Raw genomic sequence first — 17,202 nt, forward strand, 5'->3', positions numbered from 1 at the left:
TATCACAAGCCAATATCAGTCTACTTAAAACCGTGGTTATATCGACAAGCGACAGCATTTTGGTGTGCCATCAGGCAATAATATATTGATGAACAAATACTTTTTAAGCAGCGGTTTAACCTTAAAGATCAAAATCTTAACGATCGCAGTCCGCCATCACAATATCAATCGATGCCAAATACATAATGGCATCAGAAACCAGTGAGCCATTAATGACCGATGGCATCTGCTGTATATGAGCAAACGTTGGCGTACGGATACGCGTACGATAGCTCATTGTGGCTTTGTCTGAGGTAATATAATAACTGTTCAGACCTTTGGTCGCCTCGACAATCGTCGTACACTCACCCGCTGGCATTACAGGACCCCATGATACGGAGATAAAGTGGTTAATCAGCGTTTCGATATCGTTCAGTGTACGGTCTTTCGGCGGTGGTACGGCCAGTGGATGATCTGCCTTATAAGGGCCTTGTGGCATGTTGTCCATACATTGACGAATGATACGTAATGACTGACGCATCTCCTCAACTTTGACCATACAGCGATCATAAGCGTCACCGTTGTAACCAACTGGCACTGCAAAATCGTAATTCTCATAGCCCATGTAAGGACGCGCTTTACGCATATCGAAATCCACGCCTGTCGCGCGCAGACCAGCGCCCGTCACGCCCCAAGCCAATGCTTGCTTGGCATTGTACTGAGCGACGCCTTGGGTACGACCTTTGAGCACGCTGTTTTGTAGTGCTGCTTTGACATACTCGTCCAGGCGCTTAGGCATCCAATCTAAGAACTCACGCACCAAACGCTGCCAGCCACGTGGCAGATCAGCCGCCGTACCACCGATACGGAACCAAGCCGGATGCATACGGTAGCCTGTCACGGCTTCGATGACGTCATAGGCTTTTTGGCGATCGGTAAACATATAAAATACAGGGGTCATACCACCTGCATCCTGAATGAATGTACCGACGTATAGCAAATTGTTGGTAATACGGAAAAACTCGCTCATCATCACACGGATAGTCTCGGCGCGAGGTGGGACGGTAATCCCAGCGAGCTTTTCGACTGACATGATATAAGGCAGCTCATTCATCACACCGCCTAAATAATCGATACGGTCGGTATAAGGAATAAATGAGTGCCATGTTTGACGCTCAGCCATCTTTTCTGCGCCGCGATGGTGATAGCCAATATCAGGGATACAGTCGACGACTTCCTCGCCATCCAACTGTAGTACCAAACGAAACGCACCGTGAGCGGAGGGGTGGTTAGGACCGATGTTCAAGAACATAAAGTCTTCATCACGACCTGAGCGCTTCATGCCCCACTCTTCTGGGACAAAACGTAGGTTTTCTTGCTCGTATTGCTGCTTGGCGGTATTCAAGAAATACGGGGTAAATTCAGTCGCACGCGCATGATATTCTTTACGCAGTGGATGACCTTCCCAGTATTTTGGCAATAAAATACGGGTCAAATGCGGATGACCTGTAAAGACAATACCGAACATGTCCCACACTTCGCGCTCATACCAGTTGGCATTTGGCCAAATATTGGTCGCGCTTGGGACATTGAGGTCATCTTCGCTCAGTGCGACCTTGACACGTATATCACTATTGCGCTCAAGCGACATCAGGTGATAAAACACCGTAAAGTCACTGTCAGGCAAACCCGCACGATGCTGACGCAAGCGCTCATCTATCGCTGACAAGTCAAATAGCATGACGTAGGGCTTGGGCAGTTTGCGCAAAAATAAAAGCACGTCTAATAAATCTGCACGCGCCACCCAGACTGTTGGAATCTCATCCACAGTGTGCTGTACGACAAATTTACCAGCATACTTTTGCTCCAGCTCTGTAATGACGGCTGGGACGGGCTTGATCTTAGGATCTGTGTTTTCGACTACCGTGACCATGAATGATGTATTCCTTCATTAATCATAACTGAGCGATGTCAATCACAGTGAGGCTATGTCAGTCATAACCAAACCATGATGAGCGCATAAAATATTGAGGTTGCTAAATCTACATGCTATCTAAATTTAGATGCTGTCTAAACTTAGATGCTGTCTGGGCTACGCAAGTTTTTTACAGCGATACGATCTGCTTGTTTACGGTCACGCTCAGGCGTCATTTGCGGTTGATAGATACCCTGCTCATTGACATGGATGCCCAGCGGACGACGCTCTTTGGTGATAGATTCTTGTAGCAACATCAAGCCTTGAATCAATGCTTCTGGACGCGGCGGACAGCCTGGCACATACACATCAACAGGGATCACTTTATCCACCCCTTGTACGACCGAGTAGATATCATACATGCCGCCCGAGTTGGCACAAGCACCCATAGAGATGACCCATTTTGGCTCAAGCATTTGCTCATAAAGACGCTGAATAACAGGGGCCATTTTGACAAAACATGTACCAGCAACGATCATCACATCTGCCTGACGGGGTGAGGCACGGATAACTTCGGCCCCAAAGCGTGACAAATCATGAACGGCGGTTAAGGTAGTGGCGTATTCAACATAACAGCAAGACGTACCAAAGTTAAATGGCCAGAGCGAGTGCTTGCGCCCCCAGTTTGCTGTCGAATGAACGAGGTCTTCGAGACGACCCATAAAGACGTTTTTATTGACTTCATCTTCGATAGGATCATTGACCGTTTGGCGGGTCTGTGCAGGGTAGGTATCTGCATCAGGGTTGGCTTTTGTTAATGTGTATTTCATAACATACAACCTTTATATTAGGCTTGGCGTCATACTCATCTTGTATACGCTGTCGCCAAAAATTTCGTTATTAATAAGGGGCCAATCACAAGCAATCGTTGCAACAAAATGCGATCAGCGAAAGCCAGCAGCACTCACTAGTGCGCAGGCTTGTCGTTTTGTGCAGACGTCGCAAAGTCCACAGACGTCACATTACCTGTGGTATTAATATGATCGATGTTTTGTAGATGACGGCGATTGGCTTCGATATTGTTTGAGACATTGATTTGACCGGATGATTGTGCGGGTACTTTACCAGTAGGATCGACCATCAGCTCATGAGCACCATCAAACTTGGTGATATCTGCTAAGTTAAAGCCAGCAGGCACGGCATATAAGCGTGCCTTTTTACGCAGCTTGTCAGCAGGTGCCCAGTTCATCGCACCCAAGCTCAGCTCATAAATCAAACCGATAATCAGAATAGTGATAAAGGTAGCAGCAGCGGCAAAACCAAGCCAGCCGGCCTCTCGTACTGACACAGAATACGCGTAGAGATACAGCGCCTCTAAATCGAAAATCACAAAGAAAATCGCGACCAAATAGAATTTAGCAGACAAACGAATACGGGCGTTGCCAGATCCGACAACACCCGCTTCAAATATCTCTTCTTTTTGTAAGCCTTGAGAGCGGCCGCCAAGTAAACGCGGTACCACCAGCATAAAGACAACTAGCCCAATGGCGGCTAAGATAAAAGCAACTGCTGACCAATTAAAAGCAGACATGATAATACGTGCTCCTCACCCAATCGAGTGTTAGACACAGCGCAGGCACTGACCCATTAAGGCCGCCTCACGACAGGTATAACGCAGACGAAAACACAAAGCAGTTGTCATTCACTGACACTGTGTTTAAGTAACTGTCATTGAGTCACATGTTAGGTATTTTGCTGGTAATAACCAATTATCAAGCTTATTAACGACGATGTCAGACCTGACCAACGGTAGAGATTCCGGTATGCACGCGGATAAAGGCTGGTCGCCCAACGCATCTTCTAACAACGTAAGATCAACGTATTAAATCAATATCATATCTGACTGCGTACTTAATTGATTTAATAGCTCATTACACGTGGTTAATAATGACGTGACAACTGGCATAAATTATTTATGTACTATACGCATATCAGTGCCTAAAAGCTAGTTTTTAACTGTATTCGACGGTCATTTTCTATGAAACAAAATGTGTTTTTTTTACCAAAAATTATGATATAGACGTTACCTTATATTAACCCCAAATCCATGCTTTGTTCGATGCGCAAAAGCTGTCACGCTATTTACCAAAAATCAAGTGCGCTCATACCCTATTTTCATCACCCAACTCCTCCCCCAAAGTGACCGTTTTTGCTTTATAATGACCCACCTAATTTTACGATATGTCATCATCAAACCTTAAATTCTATTATCCTTATAACAAACATTATTAAGATATCAATTGTGCTATATCAGCGCTACCCTCTTTTTGCTTTTGTCTTACAGGTCACGTTATGAGTCAACTCAATCCCAAACAACAAGAAGCCATGCTCTACGTATCCGGCCCACTACTTGTGCTCGCAGGTGCTGGCTCCGGTAAGACCTCGGTGATCACGCGTAAAATTGCGTATCTGATTCAAGAGTGCGACATGCCAGCCGAGCGCATCACAGCGGTAACCTTTACTAATAAGGCGGCACGTGAAATGAAAGCCCGTGTGAGCAAACTGCTCCCAAGCGAAAAAACGCGCGGCTTGACTGTATCGACCTTTCACCAATTTGGCCTGCAGTTTTTGCGCTATGAGCTGATGCATACGCCGCTAAAAGGCAACTTCTCTATCATGGACAGCGATGATAGTAAGCGCCTCTTGATGGAGCTGATGATGCGCGACAACTTAAGTGGCGCTGAAAGTCGTGAGCTGGTTGGTAAAGCCATCAAGATGATCTCTGATTGGAAAAACGATTTGATTGAGCCTGACAAGGCGATGGAGACGTTAGACGATCCAGAAGACATGATTTTTGCGACCTTGTACGCTCTTTATGAGCGTAACTTGCGTGCGTATAATGCCGTCGATTTTGACGACTTGATTGTACTGCCGACCAAAATCTTGCGTGAAAATAGAGAGCTGCGAGACAAATGGCAAAACCGTATTCGTTATCTATTGGTCGATGAGTATCAAGATACCAATACCGCCCAGTATGAAATGATTAAGCATTTGGTTGGTCCGCAAGGTCGTTTTACCGTGGTGGGTGATGATGACCAATCTATCTATGCGTGGCGTGGGGCGAAGCCTGAAAACATGGCACTGCTAAAAGAAGATTTCCCAAAACTAAAAATCGTCATGCTTGAGCAAAATTATCGTTCAACCACCCGTATTTTGACCTCAGCCAATGCCGTTATTCTGAACAACGAGCATTTATTTGAAAAAAAACTGTGGTCAGATAAAGGTCAAGGCGAAAAAATTCGGATTATCAACTGCCGTAATGATGACGATGAATCTGAGCGCGTCGCCAAAGAAATCGTCACGCACAAATTGCGTTTTGGTAATGAGTGGGAGCAGTATGCAGTACTCTACCGCAGTAACTTTCAGGCACGAATGCTTGAGGCACAATTGCGCCAGCTACAAGTACCCTATAAGTTATCGGGCGGTCAGTCGTTCTTTGCGCGTAGTGAAATCAAAGACATCATGGGCTATCTACGCCTGATTTTGAACCCTGAAGATGACAGCGCGTTTTTGCGTATTATCAATACACCCAAGCGTGGTATGGGACCTGCCACGCTAGAAAAGCTTGGCTTATTTGCTCAAGAGCATAGTATCTCGCTACTGGCTTCTTGTACTCATGCCGGCTTGGCTCATGTGTTGCCGTCAAAAGCGTATGGCACGATCAAAGAGTTTGGCGAGTTCATCGAGCACTATACACGTGAGCTCGATCAACACCCTGATCCTGTGCCAATCGTACGCCAAATGATTGATGAGACGGGTTATATAGATTTTGTCCGTAGCGATGCCAAAACCCCGCAGCAAGAAAAAAACCGTATTGATAATATCGATATGCTCTATACCAGTATCCAATCGCTCATTAATCGCGCGGAAGAAGACGAAGACCGCACGATTGATACCATCATTCGTAAGCTGGTCTTGCTAGACATGCTTGAGCAGCAGCAAGAAGAAGAGAACACCAACAAAGTCAATCTAATGACCTTGCATGCTGCAAAAGGTCTAGAGTTTGACTTTGTCTATATCATGGGGCTTGAGGAAGAGATGCTACCGCATCGCAACTCTATCATGAGTGAGACGATCGAAGAAGAGCGTCGTCTGATGTACGTAGGCATCACCCGCGCGCGTCGTGAGCTGACTTTGACGCTTGCGGCCCAGCGCCGTGCCGGTGGTCAGATGCGCGTGACCTCAGAGTCCAGATTTTTGGACGAGCTGCCAGAAGATCATGTTGACTGGCCCGCCAAGGCCAAAAAGAAAAAAGCCATCAAAGACCCAGAAGCGGTCGCTGATGAGTATTTAGCCAATATTCGCGCTTTATTGGGTAAGCGCTAACATCAATATTGACAGTGCTGATGCCAAAAAGAACTGACTCGGCAAACGCTAACCCGACGTTTTACCATTTGCTATTATTAACATTTTATAAAAGATATTGGAATCCTTATGCCTACCTCGATGCCCGATCAGGAACGACCATCAGTGCTACCAGGAGATTATAATCCGGCTGAATATAGTGCCGAATATAAACTGCTGTATTTGCAGGATTTGGTTGCTGATAAAGCATATGAGGCGATTACAGAGTTTTTAGAAAAGCAGTCTGAGTATGAGATTGCAAGCCTACTAGAGTCCTTCCCGGCTCAAAACCGCCTACTCATCTGGGAGCAAGTACCAGAGAGCATTAAAGGTGAGGTACTTGCTGAGCTCGAGTACGATACCCGCCAGCCATTATTAGAGAATATTTCTTCTCAAGAAATCTCGCTATTTACCCAAGATCTTGATGCCCAAGACATCTCTGAGATTTTGGATACTGTCACTGAGAGCGTACGTACCTCAGTCATGGCAACGCTCGATGAAGAAACGCGCGTCCAAGTCAATAAACTTGATACGTATGATGACTGGGAAGTTGGGAGCTACATGGATCCCGATATTATCCAAATACGGGATGATATCTGTCTGGCGGATGTACAGGATTGGCTACGCGAAAACGAGGATCTGCTCGATGACGAAAGCCAAGAACTGCTTGTTGTCGATCAAAGCCAGCAATTACTTGGGCTATTGAGTCTGGTAGATCTGATTAAACATGACCAAAATACGCTGGTCTCAGAACTGATTGATACGGCTATCACCATCAATGATCGCCTAGATATCCAAGATGCTGCAGCGATTTTTCGTTCAGAAGACATTCGTTTCGCCCCCGTGACAAATAGCTATGGCGAGCTGGTTGGACAGCTAAATGGCGAGGACATCATGGAGATTATCCAAGATGATGTCGACAGCACTATGAAAAATCTTGCTGGTGTCAGTCAAGACGAAGAGCTGTTTGCGCCTATTTTGACCAGTGCCAAAAGCCGTAGTGTTTGGCTGGGTATCAATCTATGTACCGCGCTCTTGGCAGCCGCGGTGATTGGACAATTCGAGGAAGTCTTGGCACAAGTGGTGGCGCTGGCGATATTGATGCCTGTGGTCGCCAGCATGGGCGGTATTGCAGGCTCGCAAACCTTGACCGTCGTTATCCGCGGGATGGCAATGGGTCAAATCGGTGGTTCTAACCGAGTCTGGCTCCTTAATAAAGAGCTGTGGGTTGGCGCGATAAACGGTATCATTTGGGCGATCATCATGGCATTTATTGCCCAATTATGGTTTCATGACATCGAAATTAGTGCTGTCATTGGCTTTGCCATTGCGATCAACATGACGGCGGCGAATGTCTCGGGAATTAGTATACCGCTGTTACTTAAGCGCATGAACATTGACCCAGCCTTGTCTGCCTCGGTGATTTTGACCACCGTGACGGATATTGTTGGTTTTATGTCATTTTTAGGCTTGGCGAGTGTGTTAATACTCTAGTGAATTGCTAAATAATAAAGTATCCAATAAAAACACAGCATTGCTATTTATATATCATTGTTGTTTATAAAATATTGTTAAATAGACTTAATTTATAAAACTTCTAAATCGTTAAGTGAGTGCGTTATGCAAGCTGTACAAGTAAAAGTAGTCAACCCTAAAATTACTGAAGATGAAGCATTTTCTCTACCGACTCGCGCTACCGATGGCAGTGCTGGTATCGATCTGCGCGCTTGTATTGATGAGCCTTTAACGATCAAAGCAGGCGAAACCCACTTGATAGGTACGGGCCTTGCTGTTTATATTCAAGACCCTAACTATGCAGGCATGATTCTACCGCGCTCAGGCCTTGGCCATAAGCACGGCATCGTCTTGGGTAACTTGGTTGGGCTGATTGATGCCGACTATCAAGGTGAGCTGATGGTCAGTATTTGGAATCGCAGTAACGAAGACTTTACTCTGAACCCTGCAGAGCGCATGGCACAGTATATCGTGGTGCCTGTTGCCCGTCCTGAGTTTGAAGTGGTCACAGAGTTCAGTGACAAAAGCGTACGCGGTGCAGGCGGATTTGGACATTCAGGCCGTCAGTAATTATTCGCTCAATTAATGATCGTTGAGGTGGCAATTTCAGGTTAGCAGTGCCAGTTTAGTGGCTAAAATAATTATTGGGATAGCGACTAAGAGTAATTGTTTACATTAATAGAATGTTACGCTACCCGTTTTGTATTCATAATTACCTATTTAACACGTTCATAAGGAGAGTAAGCCATGCCATCTTTTGCGGCGCAGCAATCCTTATTTCGTGCTTATGACATCCGTGGTATAAACACGCATTTCACCGATGAGTTTGTACAAGCGCTGGGCCATCGTTTTGCTCAGCTCTATGGCTCTCAACGCAGCCAATTCACAAAAAATAGTAATGCCCATGCTGCTACTGATTTTACTTATTCTCCCGATAGCACCATTAACGTTCAAGAGGGTACAGTAGCCGAAACTATCGTGGTGATCGGCTATGACATGCGTCATGGCAGCGAATCGATTGCACGTACACTCTCTACTGTATTAGCCCAACAGGGTTTATGCGTTATCCAGCTCGGTCTTGTTACCACACCCATGATGGCGTTTTGGGCAAAGCAGTATCAAGGTCATGGCATTATTGTAACCGCCAGCCACTCTGCCAAAGACGTATTGGGTATCAAGTGGTTGGTCAATCATAAATCTCCTAGTAGCTTAGAGATACAAGCCCTTTATCAACAATTAATCTCTCATACTCATTACTTATCTAAAAATCAGGTCGAGCAAGCAACCTTAGACTCAGAACCAGACTCACACTATATAAATATTAGCAGCAATACTGAATTGTCTAGAGCTTTGCTTAAAGAGCTGCCTGCCAAGCAAGTAGCAGATGTCTATATCGCGGCTATTGAGCAAGTCTTTTGCCAGTTGACTCAGGATAATCAGACAGCACCTACAAACAACCGAAAAACAGCGTCTAAGCTTGATTTGGTTGTGGTTATTGATTGTATGCACGGTGCCACTGGCAACATCACTCAGCGCTTATTTGACCGTTTTTGCCAGCATGTCATTGTGCTCAATGACACGCCAGATGGCAGTTTTCCTCTTGGTAATCCTGATCCAGCCGAGCCCAACCGTCTGACAGCGCTGCAGCAAGCTGTTGCTTCTCATTGTGCCGATATTGGTTTAGCATTTGATGGTGATGGTGATCGTTTGATGATCGTTGATAATAACGGCAAAGTGGTCATGCCTGATCACCTACTCTACTTGTTAGCACGCATTGCCATTACAGAACGTCCGGATTCTTTGACCAGCTCCTTAGCGTCTGAGGTGCTATTTGATATTAAATGCGCGCATCATCTGCCAAAGCTACTGGCGGATCTTGGCGCGATGCCAGTGATTAGCAAAACCGGTAGCAGCTTTATGCGCCAACAGGTACAGCATCCTGATAGTCAAATTGTCTTTGCAGGTGAGCTATCAGGGCATTTTATTTTTAATGATGGCCGCTTTATCCCTTATGATGATGCCATATATGCTGCATTGCGCTTACTGCATTGGTTTGCCAAGTCTCGTAATATCTTAGATGATAAAAATGCACTATCAGATATTCTCCAACGCTTGCCCGCCATGGTCAGTACAGCAGATCATTATTTGCCGGTGCCGCAGACTGCTAGGACAGATTGCTCAATCATGGAGCAATTAACGAGGGTTTGTACCTACTTGCAGCAGCTAGCAAGCGTGACGACTCATGCTGATTCGTTTGATATTTCTGATTACCGACTAGACGCTGCCAATCTACCAACTGCTTTATGTGCGTCACCAGTCTGTACTTGCTCCACTATCAGACCCCATATAGCTGTCGAACAAGCCAAGTCTTTATTGCCAGCAGGCACTAGACTTAGCTGCGTTGATGGTGTCCGCTTGGATTTTGCGCACGGATTTGGCGTGTTGCGTCAATCAAATACCAGTAATAGCCTGACTGCGCGCTTCGCTGGTGACAGCATGGATGATCTAAAAGACATTCAAGCGACCTTTGCCGCGTTGTGTCGCCCATTTGATGCAGAGCTGGCAACACAGATTATCGCCATGCCTGCTGAATAACGGCATTAAACCTGTATCGATTAAATATGCTAAAAAGAACAACCCATTAAAAACCCGCCCTTTAGGAGTTAGGAATGACACTTAATTTAGATGACGCCAAAAACACCGCTGAAGTATTAACCACTGCCCTGCCCTATATTCAGCGCTTTGTTGATAAACTCATCGTGGTGAAATATGGCGGCAATGCCATGACCGATCCTGAACTCGAAAGCTCATTTGCTCGCGATATCGTCTTGCTAAAAACGGTCGGTATACATCCAGTCGTTGTACATGGTGGTGGCCCACAAGTTGATAACTTGTTAAAAGAGCTGGGGCGTCAGTCTGATCGTATCGATGGGATGCGTGTAACTGACAAAAGCACGATGGATATCGTAGAGATGGTGCTTGGCGGCAGTGTCAACAAATCGATTGTTAGTTTGATTAACAAGCATGGCGGTCGCGCAATTGGCCTCACAGGCAAAGACGCCAACTTGATTCAAGCCAAAAAACTGATGATGGAAAAAATCGGTACCGATGGTGTCGCGGTTCCCGTAGATTTAGGATTTGTGGGCGACGTAGTCAGTGTCAATAAAGACGTCATCAATATGCTCATCTCCTCTGATTTTATTCCCGTTATCGCACCACTTGGTGTCGATAAAGAAGGCAATACTTATAATATCAATGCAGACCTAGTCGCTGGTAAAGTGGCTGAGTTTTTACAAGCAGAGAAACTGATGCTATTGACCAATATCAAAGGCGTATTGGGCCGTGACGGCGAGGTAGTGACTGGGCTGACACCCAAGAAAGTCGATGCTTTAATCGAAGATGGGACGATCTCAGGCGGTATGATTCCCAAAATACAGTGTGCGCTTGATGCGGTACGTAGCGGTGTTAAAAGTGCCGTTATCGTTGATGGCCGTGTGCCTCATGCCACGTTACTGGAGATTTTCACTAACGAAGGGGTTGGTACACTGATTAGCCGTGAGATAGAGGCCGCTTTGAGCCAATCATAGAAATGAGTAAATCATGTCCTTGTCGCTGTGGTTTATGCTGTTTATATTAGAAACGGTCTATTGTTGTTGGATTATAGGCTATGGCGGCGCAAAATGGATAGAGGGCTGGAAGTCGTTTTTTATGATTGACTGGTTTGCCCTTGATTGGACGGCGGAGCAGGTCCGCCTCTATGTGCTCATTATTTGGGGCTTTAGTGTGATTTGGTTTATTGTTGGCGTTATCAAGCCCGAGCTAAGATTTAATTATTAGCTCGGGCTCTTTATGCCCGTTTTTAACCAAACACACGCTCAAACTCCGCTTCATCAAAACCGCACAGCAGTATCGGCTGATCTTTATCTGCTAATTGATCTTCTACAATCGGACGTTTGATCATACTGGTGTTTTCAACCAATAGCTCAATGGCATTGTCCACACTGGCGTCAGCTGCTTGCTTTTGCTCATCGGTCAGCTTGCGCCATGTTGTGCCGCGCTTATTGAGCACTTTATCAATCCCTAACGCATTCACCCAGCGCTGTACTGTATCTTTATCGACACCTTGTTTTTTATAATCATGAAACTCATAGCTAACGCCCAGCTCGTCTAGCTTAGTGAACGCCTTTTTCATCGTGCTACATGATTTGATACCGTAAATGGTGATGGTCATGATGACTCCTTATCATTACTCATAAATACTGGTGAACGTTTCTATTATACCGGAGGCTGATTGGATATAAAAAATACCTCACTTTTAATCGTCAAACCTGATGAGCAAATGCATCATATCGTCGCAATTTTTGCCAAATTACGCTATGCTATGGCATTGTCAAATTCCACCTATTTTGATCAGTATTAAACAAATCCGTCTTAAATAAATCAGTATCAACCAATTTCGAGCCGACTATGAGCAACGCCGTGACAGCAGACCAAACCGACAACCATCATTATAACCCGCAAGCGATCGAAGCTGCGCAGCAGACCAAATGGGCCACTGACAAGCGCTTTGAAGTCAGCAATGAGCCAAGCGACAAACCAAGTCGTTACATGCTGTCGATGTTCCCTTACCCAAGCGGCAAGCTGCATATGGGCCACGTACGTAACTATACGATTTCTGACGTCTTAAGCCGTTATTACCGCCTAAAAGGGTATGAGGTCATGCAGCCAATGGGCTGGGATGGTTTTGGCTTGCCAGCTGAGAACGCCGCGATTGCCAACCAAACGCCACCTGCTGCGTGGACGTTTGCCAACATCGACAATATGCGCGCGCAGCTAAAACTACTTGGCCTGTCTATTGATTGGTCACGCGAGTTTGCCACTTGTAGCCCTGAATACTATCAGTGGGAGCAGTGGCTATTCTTGCAGTTGTACAAAAAAGGCCTAGTGTACAAAAAGCTATCGACGGTCAACTGGGATCCCGTTGACAATACTGTCTTAGCAAACGAGCAAGTCATTGATGGCAAAGGCTGGCGTAGTGGTGCGGCAGTCGAAAAACGCGACATCCCCATGTATTACTTCAACATCACTGACTATGCCGATGAATTGCTCGACGATTTGGATCAACTAGAAGGTCATTGGCCCTCTGAAGTATTGACCATGCAGCGCAACTGGATTGGTCGTAGTGCCGGTATGGAAGTACATTTCCCTTATGAGATTGCTGGCGAAGAAAACACCTTAGATGTATTCACCACTCGTCCTGATACTTTGATGGGCGTGACTTATGTCGCCGTTGCCGCAGAGCATCCACTTGCCCAATACGCTGCTGAAAAAGACGACATGATTGCCCAGTTCTGTGCCCTTTGCAAAAAAGGTTCAGTGGCTGAGGCCGATCTCGCCAAAGCCGAAAAAATCGGTATGGACACAGGTCTGACTGTGACGCATCCTTTAACTGGCGAAGAAGTGCCAGTTTGGGTCGCCAACTACGTGCTGATGAGCTACGGCTCAGGTGCAGTGATGGCCGTGCCTGCTCACGATGAGCGTGATTATGAATTTGCGGTGAAGTACAACCTACCGATCAAGCAAGTCATCAATACCCCTGATGGCTATTTTGATGATTTAAAAGCGGATGCTAAGGCAAATGATAGTGAAGTCAATCTTGCTTATACCGAGCGCAACACTCTGGTCAATTCAGGTGAGTTTGACGGTTTAGATTTTGAGCAGGCGTTTGATGCCATGCTTGCCAAACTTGAGCCAAAATCGCTGGCCAAGAAAAAAATCCAATACCGCCTGCGGGATTGGGGCGTGTCGCGCCAGCGCTATTGGGGCTGCCCTATCCCAATGATCAACTGTGAGCATTGTGGTACGGTACCTGTTGAAGAGCAAGATTTGCCCGTTGTGTTGCCAACCGACGTCGTACCTGATGGTCGTGGTAATCCACTCAAGAATATACCAGAGTTTGTCAATACCACTTGTCCTAAATGTGGTAACCCTGCTGAGCGCGAGACCGATACCTTTGACACCTTTGTAGAGTCAAGCTGGTATTACGCCCGCTTTGCTAGCCCAACTGACACACAAAACATGGTCAACAAGTCTGCTGCCAATAAATGGCTGCCAGTCGATCAATACGTGGGCGGTGTTGAGCATGCAGTAATGCATCTGTTGTATGCGCGCTTCTTCCATAAGCTCATGCGAGATGAAAACTTGGTCACAGGCGATGAGCCATTTGCCAACCTAATGACGCAAGGTATGGTACTCGCTGGCACCTTCTACCGTGTCAACGCGGATGGCAGTACCACTTACTACTTTGCAGAAGACATCGATATCGACTACAACGACCGTGGACAGCCGATCAAAGCGACCTTAAAGCTGGATGGTCAGCCAGTCACGATTGGCAAAATCGAAAAAATGTCTAAATCAAAAAATAACGGTGTCGATCCACAGTTGACTATTGATAAATACGGTGCGGACACGGTACGTTTATATACGCTATTCACTGCACCTGCCGATCAGACGCTTGAATGGTCAGATGACGCGCTAAAAGGCCCTTATAACTTTGTGAAAAAAGTATGGCGCATCGCTAATGATCACATGCAAGCGCTAACGGCCGCTAATATCAGTATTGATACGCTGAACGGTGCGACATTGAACACAGAGGGTCTGAGTAAAGAAGCCAAAAACTTACGCCGTAAGACGCACGAAACCATCGCCAAAATTGATAGTGATTTGGGTGATCGTTTAGCACTCAACACTCCAGTATCAAGCCTGATGGAACTTGCCAACGAGTTGACTGCCTTTAACGCCAGTAGCGAGCAAGAGCTACACGTTAAACACGAAGCGTTGACCAATCTGCTGATTATGCTGTCTGTCTATGCGCCGCACGTTGGTGAGCATTTGCTTGAGCAGCTCGGCCTTGATACTTTAACCTTAGATTACCCGACTGTTGATGAAAGTGCGCTGGTACAGGACATGATCACAATGGTCGTTCAGGTCAATGGTAAGATGCGTGGTAAGATGGATGTCGCACCGAACAGCGATCCTGAGCAACTAAAAGAGCAAGCCCGCACGATGGAAAGTGTGGCAAAGTTCATCACAGGCGAGATCAAAAAAGAAATCGTCGTACCCAACAAGCTGGTTAATATCGTGGTTGCAGGCTAGTCGCCTAGGCTTAGTGCTCTAAGCCTTTTTATCATATGAGGATAGCGTTTATGTCATATAAGCATCAAGCTTGGCAATCACAACCAACGCCAAGCGCACTGCACTTTGGTACAAACAGATCTGGTACAAAGAAGCTTGCAACCGCAATACTTACAGCATTACCCATGTTTGCGATATTGGGTGCAACGGCGGGGCTTAGTGGTTGCGGTTTTCAGCTACGCGGCTATGATTCGCCAATGCTGCTCAATGCCAACAAAACAGCCGTCATTATCGAAGACAATCGCACCTCATTTCCTCTAAAATTGCCATTGACACGCCGCCTAACCAAATTAGGTGTCGATGTCATTGGCAATATGACAGTTGATGATGTGATTCGCAGCAATCAACAAGCTGGTGCTAAACCGATTGCAGCGATCGATATCAGTAACGTGCGTTTTAAACGTTACGAGTTGGTGGGTGTATTGACAGAGATTCGCTTGGTACTCTCTGCTGATGTCAGCTACCAGACGATCGAGAATGGCAAGCCCGTCACGCTTACCAATCCCATCCAAGTCGAGCGTAGCTATCAATACAATGAAGCATCAGTCAGTACTGATGACCAGCAAGGCGACCAAATTCGTGATTGGCTGTATGACAGCTTGGCACGCCGTATCACGGATCAATATGTGGCGATTTCGCTACCAAAAGTTGCACCTGCTGCCAAGCAGTCTGTACTGATGAATAAAGGCGCAACGCCAACGGTTGTCGTCGTACCTGAGAAGTAACTTTTAACAAATACTGTTATTAAGCTCTATCATTTGCAGCCATTTAAGTATGAAGAACAACGAGCGTACGCACTAACTTAGTCAGCTAAGCAAGTTCGACAGCGCTCGTCATATTTTTACAAATGCTATCATCTGTTTACCAACCTGTGTCCTACCACGCTATGCAAAATACCTTTATACAAGCTTATCCCAAACTCCTGCAATCTTCGGTTGCGGTAGCTGGCTTGTGGCTGGCGCATGGTGACGAGCCATTACTCAGTCAATGGCTGATTGATGCGCTGCGTCCACATTGGCGCGCGCAAAACTACGCCATCAAACGTATAGAGCTGATATCGGTGAAGAGTTGGCAAGAAGTATTGTCAGAGCTTGGCAGCCAGTCTCTATTTGATGATGCGAGTGCCGTAATCGTGACTGGCAATCATAAACCTGATAAAGCAGTTATTGCTGGGCTTGAGCGCTTTGCTGTTGAGGCGCAAACAGGTGCGCACAGTCATAGCGTATTATGGCTAACACCTAAGCAAGACAAACGCAGTCAGAGCAGCAAGTGGTTTGCCCCTTTTGCTCAATACGGCACTGTCATTGATTGCAATTTATACAACGAGCAGCAGCGCCAGCAGTTGTTGCAAATACAGGCGCAGAAGTTTGGATTACGACTGTCACAAGAAGCGTGGCAACTTCTTATGTCACACACTGAGCACCACCTACTCAGTGCTTATCAAACGCTATGGCGCCTGTCTTATCTGTTTGCACCGCAATTAGCTACTAGCAATAGTGATAATAATGAAGATAACGAGCACTATAATAGTTTTACACAGCCGGTAAATAATGTGGCATTGGATATTGCAGACTTACAAGCAGCCTTAGTCAGCGACGCGCAATTTAGCGTGTTTGATTTGTCTGATGCGATGCTTGCAGGTAATAGCACGCAGGTTGCCAAAATTATGTTTCAGCTAAAATCGACCGATGAGCCTACTACTTTAGTACTCTGGGCTATTAGCAAAGACATGCGTCAAATTATGCAACTGCTGGATGGTCAAGACCCTCAAGCATTAGGCATTTGGCGTAGTAAGCAAGGGTTATACCAACAAGCGTGCCGCCGTCAGTCAAAAGAACAAACGAGCGAATGGCCTGCTCTGCTCTATCGCTGTGACCAAGCCATCAAAGGCCTTATTCGCCAACCAGCATGGGAGCTGTTATTGCAAGCAGCATTGGAGCTAGCTGGTAAGCGTTTGTTTGCGATGCGATAGACGAGTCGCTAATGATTGGGCATGCCTTTCTATTTTTTCCCCTTTCTATTACTTTTTTGTCAAAGTCATCCTACTGAAAAGATTTTCTAAAACACACCTCTTTCTTATCCATTGCTAAATATATTCTTTCTAATATCCCACCATTAGCAGCCACTTATTTTCTGTCATGTTATCTGTGCTACATAGGCCTTAACCTTTCGTAAACTAATTATCATTCCCTTTC

The 17,202-nt window shown here is 46.0% G+C and carries 13 protein-coding genes; 9 read left to right on the forward strand and 4 right to left on the reverse strand.

Features of this window, described 5'->3' with window-relative positions:
* Positions 1-136 precede the first annotated feature (136 nt).
* The 3 genes from nuoC to ndhC form a co-directional block, all read right to left on the reverse strand.
* Positions 137-1,912, reverse strand: a complete 1,776-nt coding sequence (gene nuoC / locus GYK50_RS09505) for an NADH-quinone oxidoreductase subunit C/D (protein WP_186474912.1) — start codon at positions 1,910-1,912, stop codon at positions 137-139.
* 143 nt (positions 1,913-2,055) lie between these two features.
* Positions 2,056-2,724, reverse strand: coding sequence for a NuoB/complex I 20 kDa subunit family protein (locus GYK50_RS09510; protein ID WP_058024548.1), 669 nt, complete (start codon positions 2,722-2,724; stop codon positions 2,056-2,058).
* 137 nt (positions 2,725-2,861) lie between these two features.
* A complete protein-coding gene (gene ndhC / locus GYK50_RS09515; RefSeq protein ID WP_212563794.1) occupies positions 2,862-3,485 on the reverse strand; it encodes an NADH-quinone oxidoreductase subunit A in 624 nt (207 codons plus the stop codon).
* Positions 3,486-4,246: 761 nt separating this feature from the next.
* Here ndhC and GYK50_RS09520 point away from each other — a divergent pair.
* From GYK50_RS09520 to GYK50_RS09545, 6 genes are all read left to right on the forward strand, one after another.
* Complete coding sequence (locus GYK50_RS09520; RefSeq protein ID WP_071003273.1) at positions 4,247-6,280, forward strand: UvrD-helicase domain-containing protein; 2,034 nt, start codon at positions 4,247-4,249, stop codon at positions 6,278-6,280.
* Positions 6,281-6,400: 120 nt separating this feature from the next.
* Positions 6,401-7,792 (forward strand): magnesium transporter, encoded by a 1,392-nt coding sequence (gene mgtE, locus GYK50_RS09525; protein ID WP_212564543.1) that lies wholly within the window; start codon positions 6,401-6,403, stop codon positions 7,790-7,792.
* Between the two features lie 126 nt (positions 7,793-7,918).
* Complete coding sequence (gene dut, locus GYK50_RS09530; RefSeq protein ID WP_212563795.1) at positions 7,919-8,383, forward strand: dUTP diphosphatase; 465 nt, start codon at positions 7,919-7,921, stop codon at positions 8,381-8,383.
* Positions 8,384-8,560: 177 nt separating this feature from the next.
* Entirely contained in the window at positions 8,561-10,408 is a 1,848-nt protein-coding gene (locus GYK50_RS09535; RefSeq protein ID WP_212563796.1) for a phosphohexomutase domain-containing protein, read from the forward strand.
* Positions 10,409-10,482: 74 nt separating this feature from the next.
* Positions 10,483-11,400, forward strand: coding sequence for an acetylglutamate kinase (gene argB / locus GYK50_RS09540; RefSeq protein ID WP_212563797.1), 918 nt, complete (start codon positions 10,483-10,485; stop codon positions 11,398-11,400).
* Between the two features lie 13 nt (positions 11,401-11,413).
* Complete coding sequence (locus tag GYK50_RS09545) at positions 11,414-11,650, forward strand: hypothetical protein (protein WP_212563798.1); 237 nt, start codon at positions 11,414-11,416, stop codon at positions 11,648-11,650.
* 22 nt (positions 11,651-11,672) lie between these two features.
* On the opposite strand, the gene GYK50_RS09550 is transcribed toward GYK50_RS09545, so the two are convergent.
* Positions 11,673-12,044: an arsenate reductase gene (locus tag GYK50_RS09550; RefSeq protein WP_212563799.1), complete on the reverse strand. Its 372-nt coding sequence runs from the start codon at positions 12,042-12,044 to the stop codon at positions 11,673-11,675.
* A 236-nt stretch (positions 12,045-12,280) separates the two neighbouring features.
* Here GYK50_RS09550 and leuS point away from each other — a divergent pair, with 236 nt between their 5' ends.
* The 3 genes from leuS (at position 12,281) to holA (ending at position 16,979) form a co-directional block, all read left to right on the forward strand.
* On the forward strand, positions 12,281-14,968 hold the full coding sequence (gene leuS, locus GYK50_RS09555; RefSeq protein WP_212563800.1) for a leucine--tRNA ligase: 2,688 nt from the start codon (positions 12,281-12,283) through the stop codon (positions 14,966-14,968).
* Between the two features lie 50 nt (positions 14,969-15,018).
* Entirely contained in the window at positions 15,019-15,732 is a 714-nt protein-coding gene (locus GYK50_RS09560) for an LPS-assembly lipoprotein LptE (protein ID WP_286708278.1), read from the forward strand.
* A gap of 161 nt (positions 15,733-15,893) precedes the next feature.
* Positions 15,894-16,979 carry a DNA polymerase III subunit delta gene (holA, locus tag GYK50_RS09565; protein ID WP_212563801.1) on the forward strand — a complete coding sequence of 362 codons (1,086 nt, stop codon included), beginning with the start codon at positions 15,894-15,896 and terminating at the stop codon, positions 16,977-16,979.
* Positions 16,980-17,202 lie beyond the last annotated feature (223 nt).

It is taken from the genome of Psychrobacter pacificensis (assembly GCF_018336615.1).
GTDB lineage: Bacteria > Pseudomonadota > Gammaproteobacteria > Pseudomonadales > Moraxellaceae > Psychrobacter > Psychrobacter pacificensis.

Coding starts and splice junctions, on each gene's coding strand:
- nuoC (WP_186474912.1), bottom strand. CDS start 1,912: ATGGTCACGGTAGTCGAAAACACAGATCCTAAGATCAAGCCCGTCCCA.
- GYK50_RS09510 (WP_058024548.1), bottom strand. CDS start 2,724: ATGAAATACACATTAACAAAAGCCAACCCTGATGCAGATACCTACCCT.
- ndhC (WP_212563794.1), bottom strand. CDS start 3,485: ATGTCTGCTTTTAATTGGTCAGCAGTTGCTTTTATCTTAGCCGCCATT.
- GYK50_RS09520 (WP_071003273.1), top strand. CDS start 4,247: ATGAGTCAACTCAATCCCAAACAACAAGAAGCCATGCTCTACGTATCC.
- mgtE (WP_212564543.1), top strand. CDS start 6,401: ATGCCCGATCAGGAACGACCATCAGTGCTACCAGGAGATTATAATCCG.
- dut (WP_212563795.1), top strand. CDS start 7,919: ATGCAAGCTGTACAAGTAAAAGTAGTCAACCCTAAAATTACTGAAGAT.
- GYK50_RS09535 (WP_212563796.1), top strand. CDS start 8,561: ATGCCATCTTTTGCGGCGCAGCAATCCTTATTTCGTGCTTATGACATC.
- argB (WP_212563797.1), top strand. CDS start 10,483: ATGACACTTAATTTAGATGACGCCAAAAACACCGCTGAAGTATTAACC.
- GYK50_RS09545 (WP_212563798.1), top strand. CDS start 11,414: ATGTCCTTGTCGCTGTGGTTTATGCTGTTTATATTAGAAACGGTCTAT.
- GYK50_RS09550 (WP_212563799.1), bottom strand. CDS start 12,044: ATGACCATCACCATTTACGGTATCAAATCATGTAGCACGATGAAAAAG.
- leuS (WP_212563800.1), top strand. CDS start 12,281: ATGAGCAACGCCGTGACAGCAGACCAAACCGACAACCATCATTATAAC.
- GYK50_RS09560 (WP_286708278.1), top strand. CDS start 15,019: ATGTCATATAAGCATCAAGCTTGGCAATCACAACCAACGCCAAGCGCA.
- holA (WP_212563801.1), top strand. CDS start 15,894: ATGCAAAATACCTTTATACAAGCTTATCCCAAACTCCTGCAATCTTCG.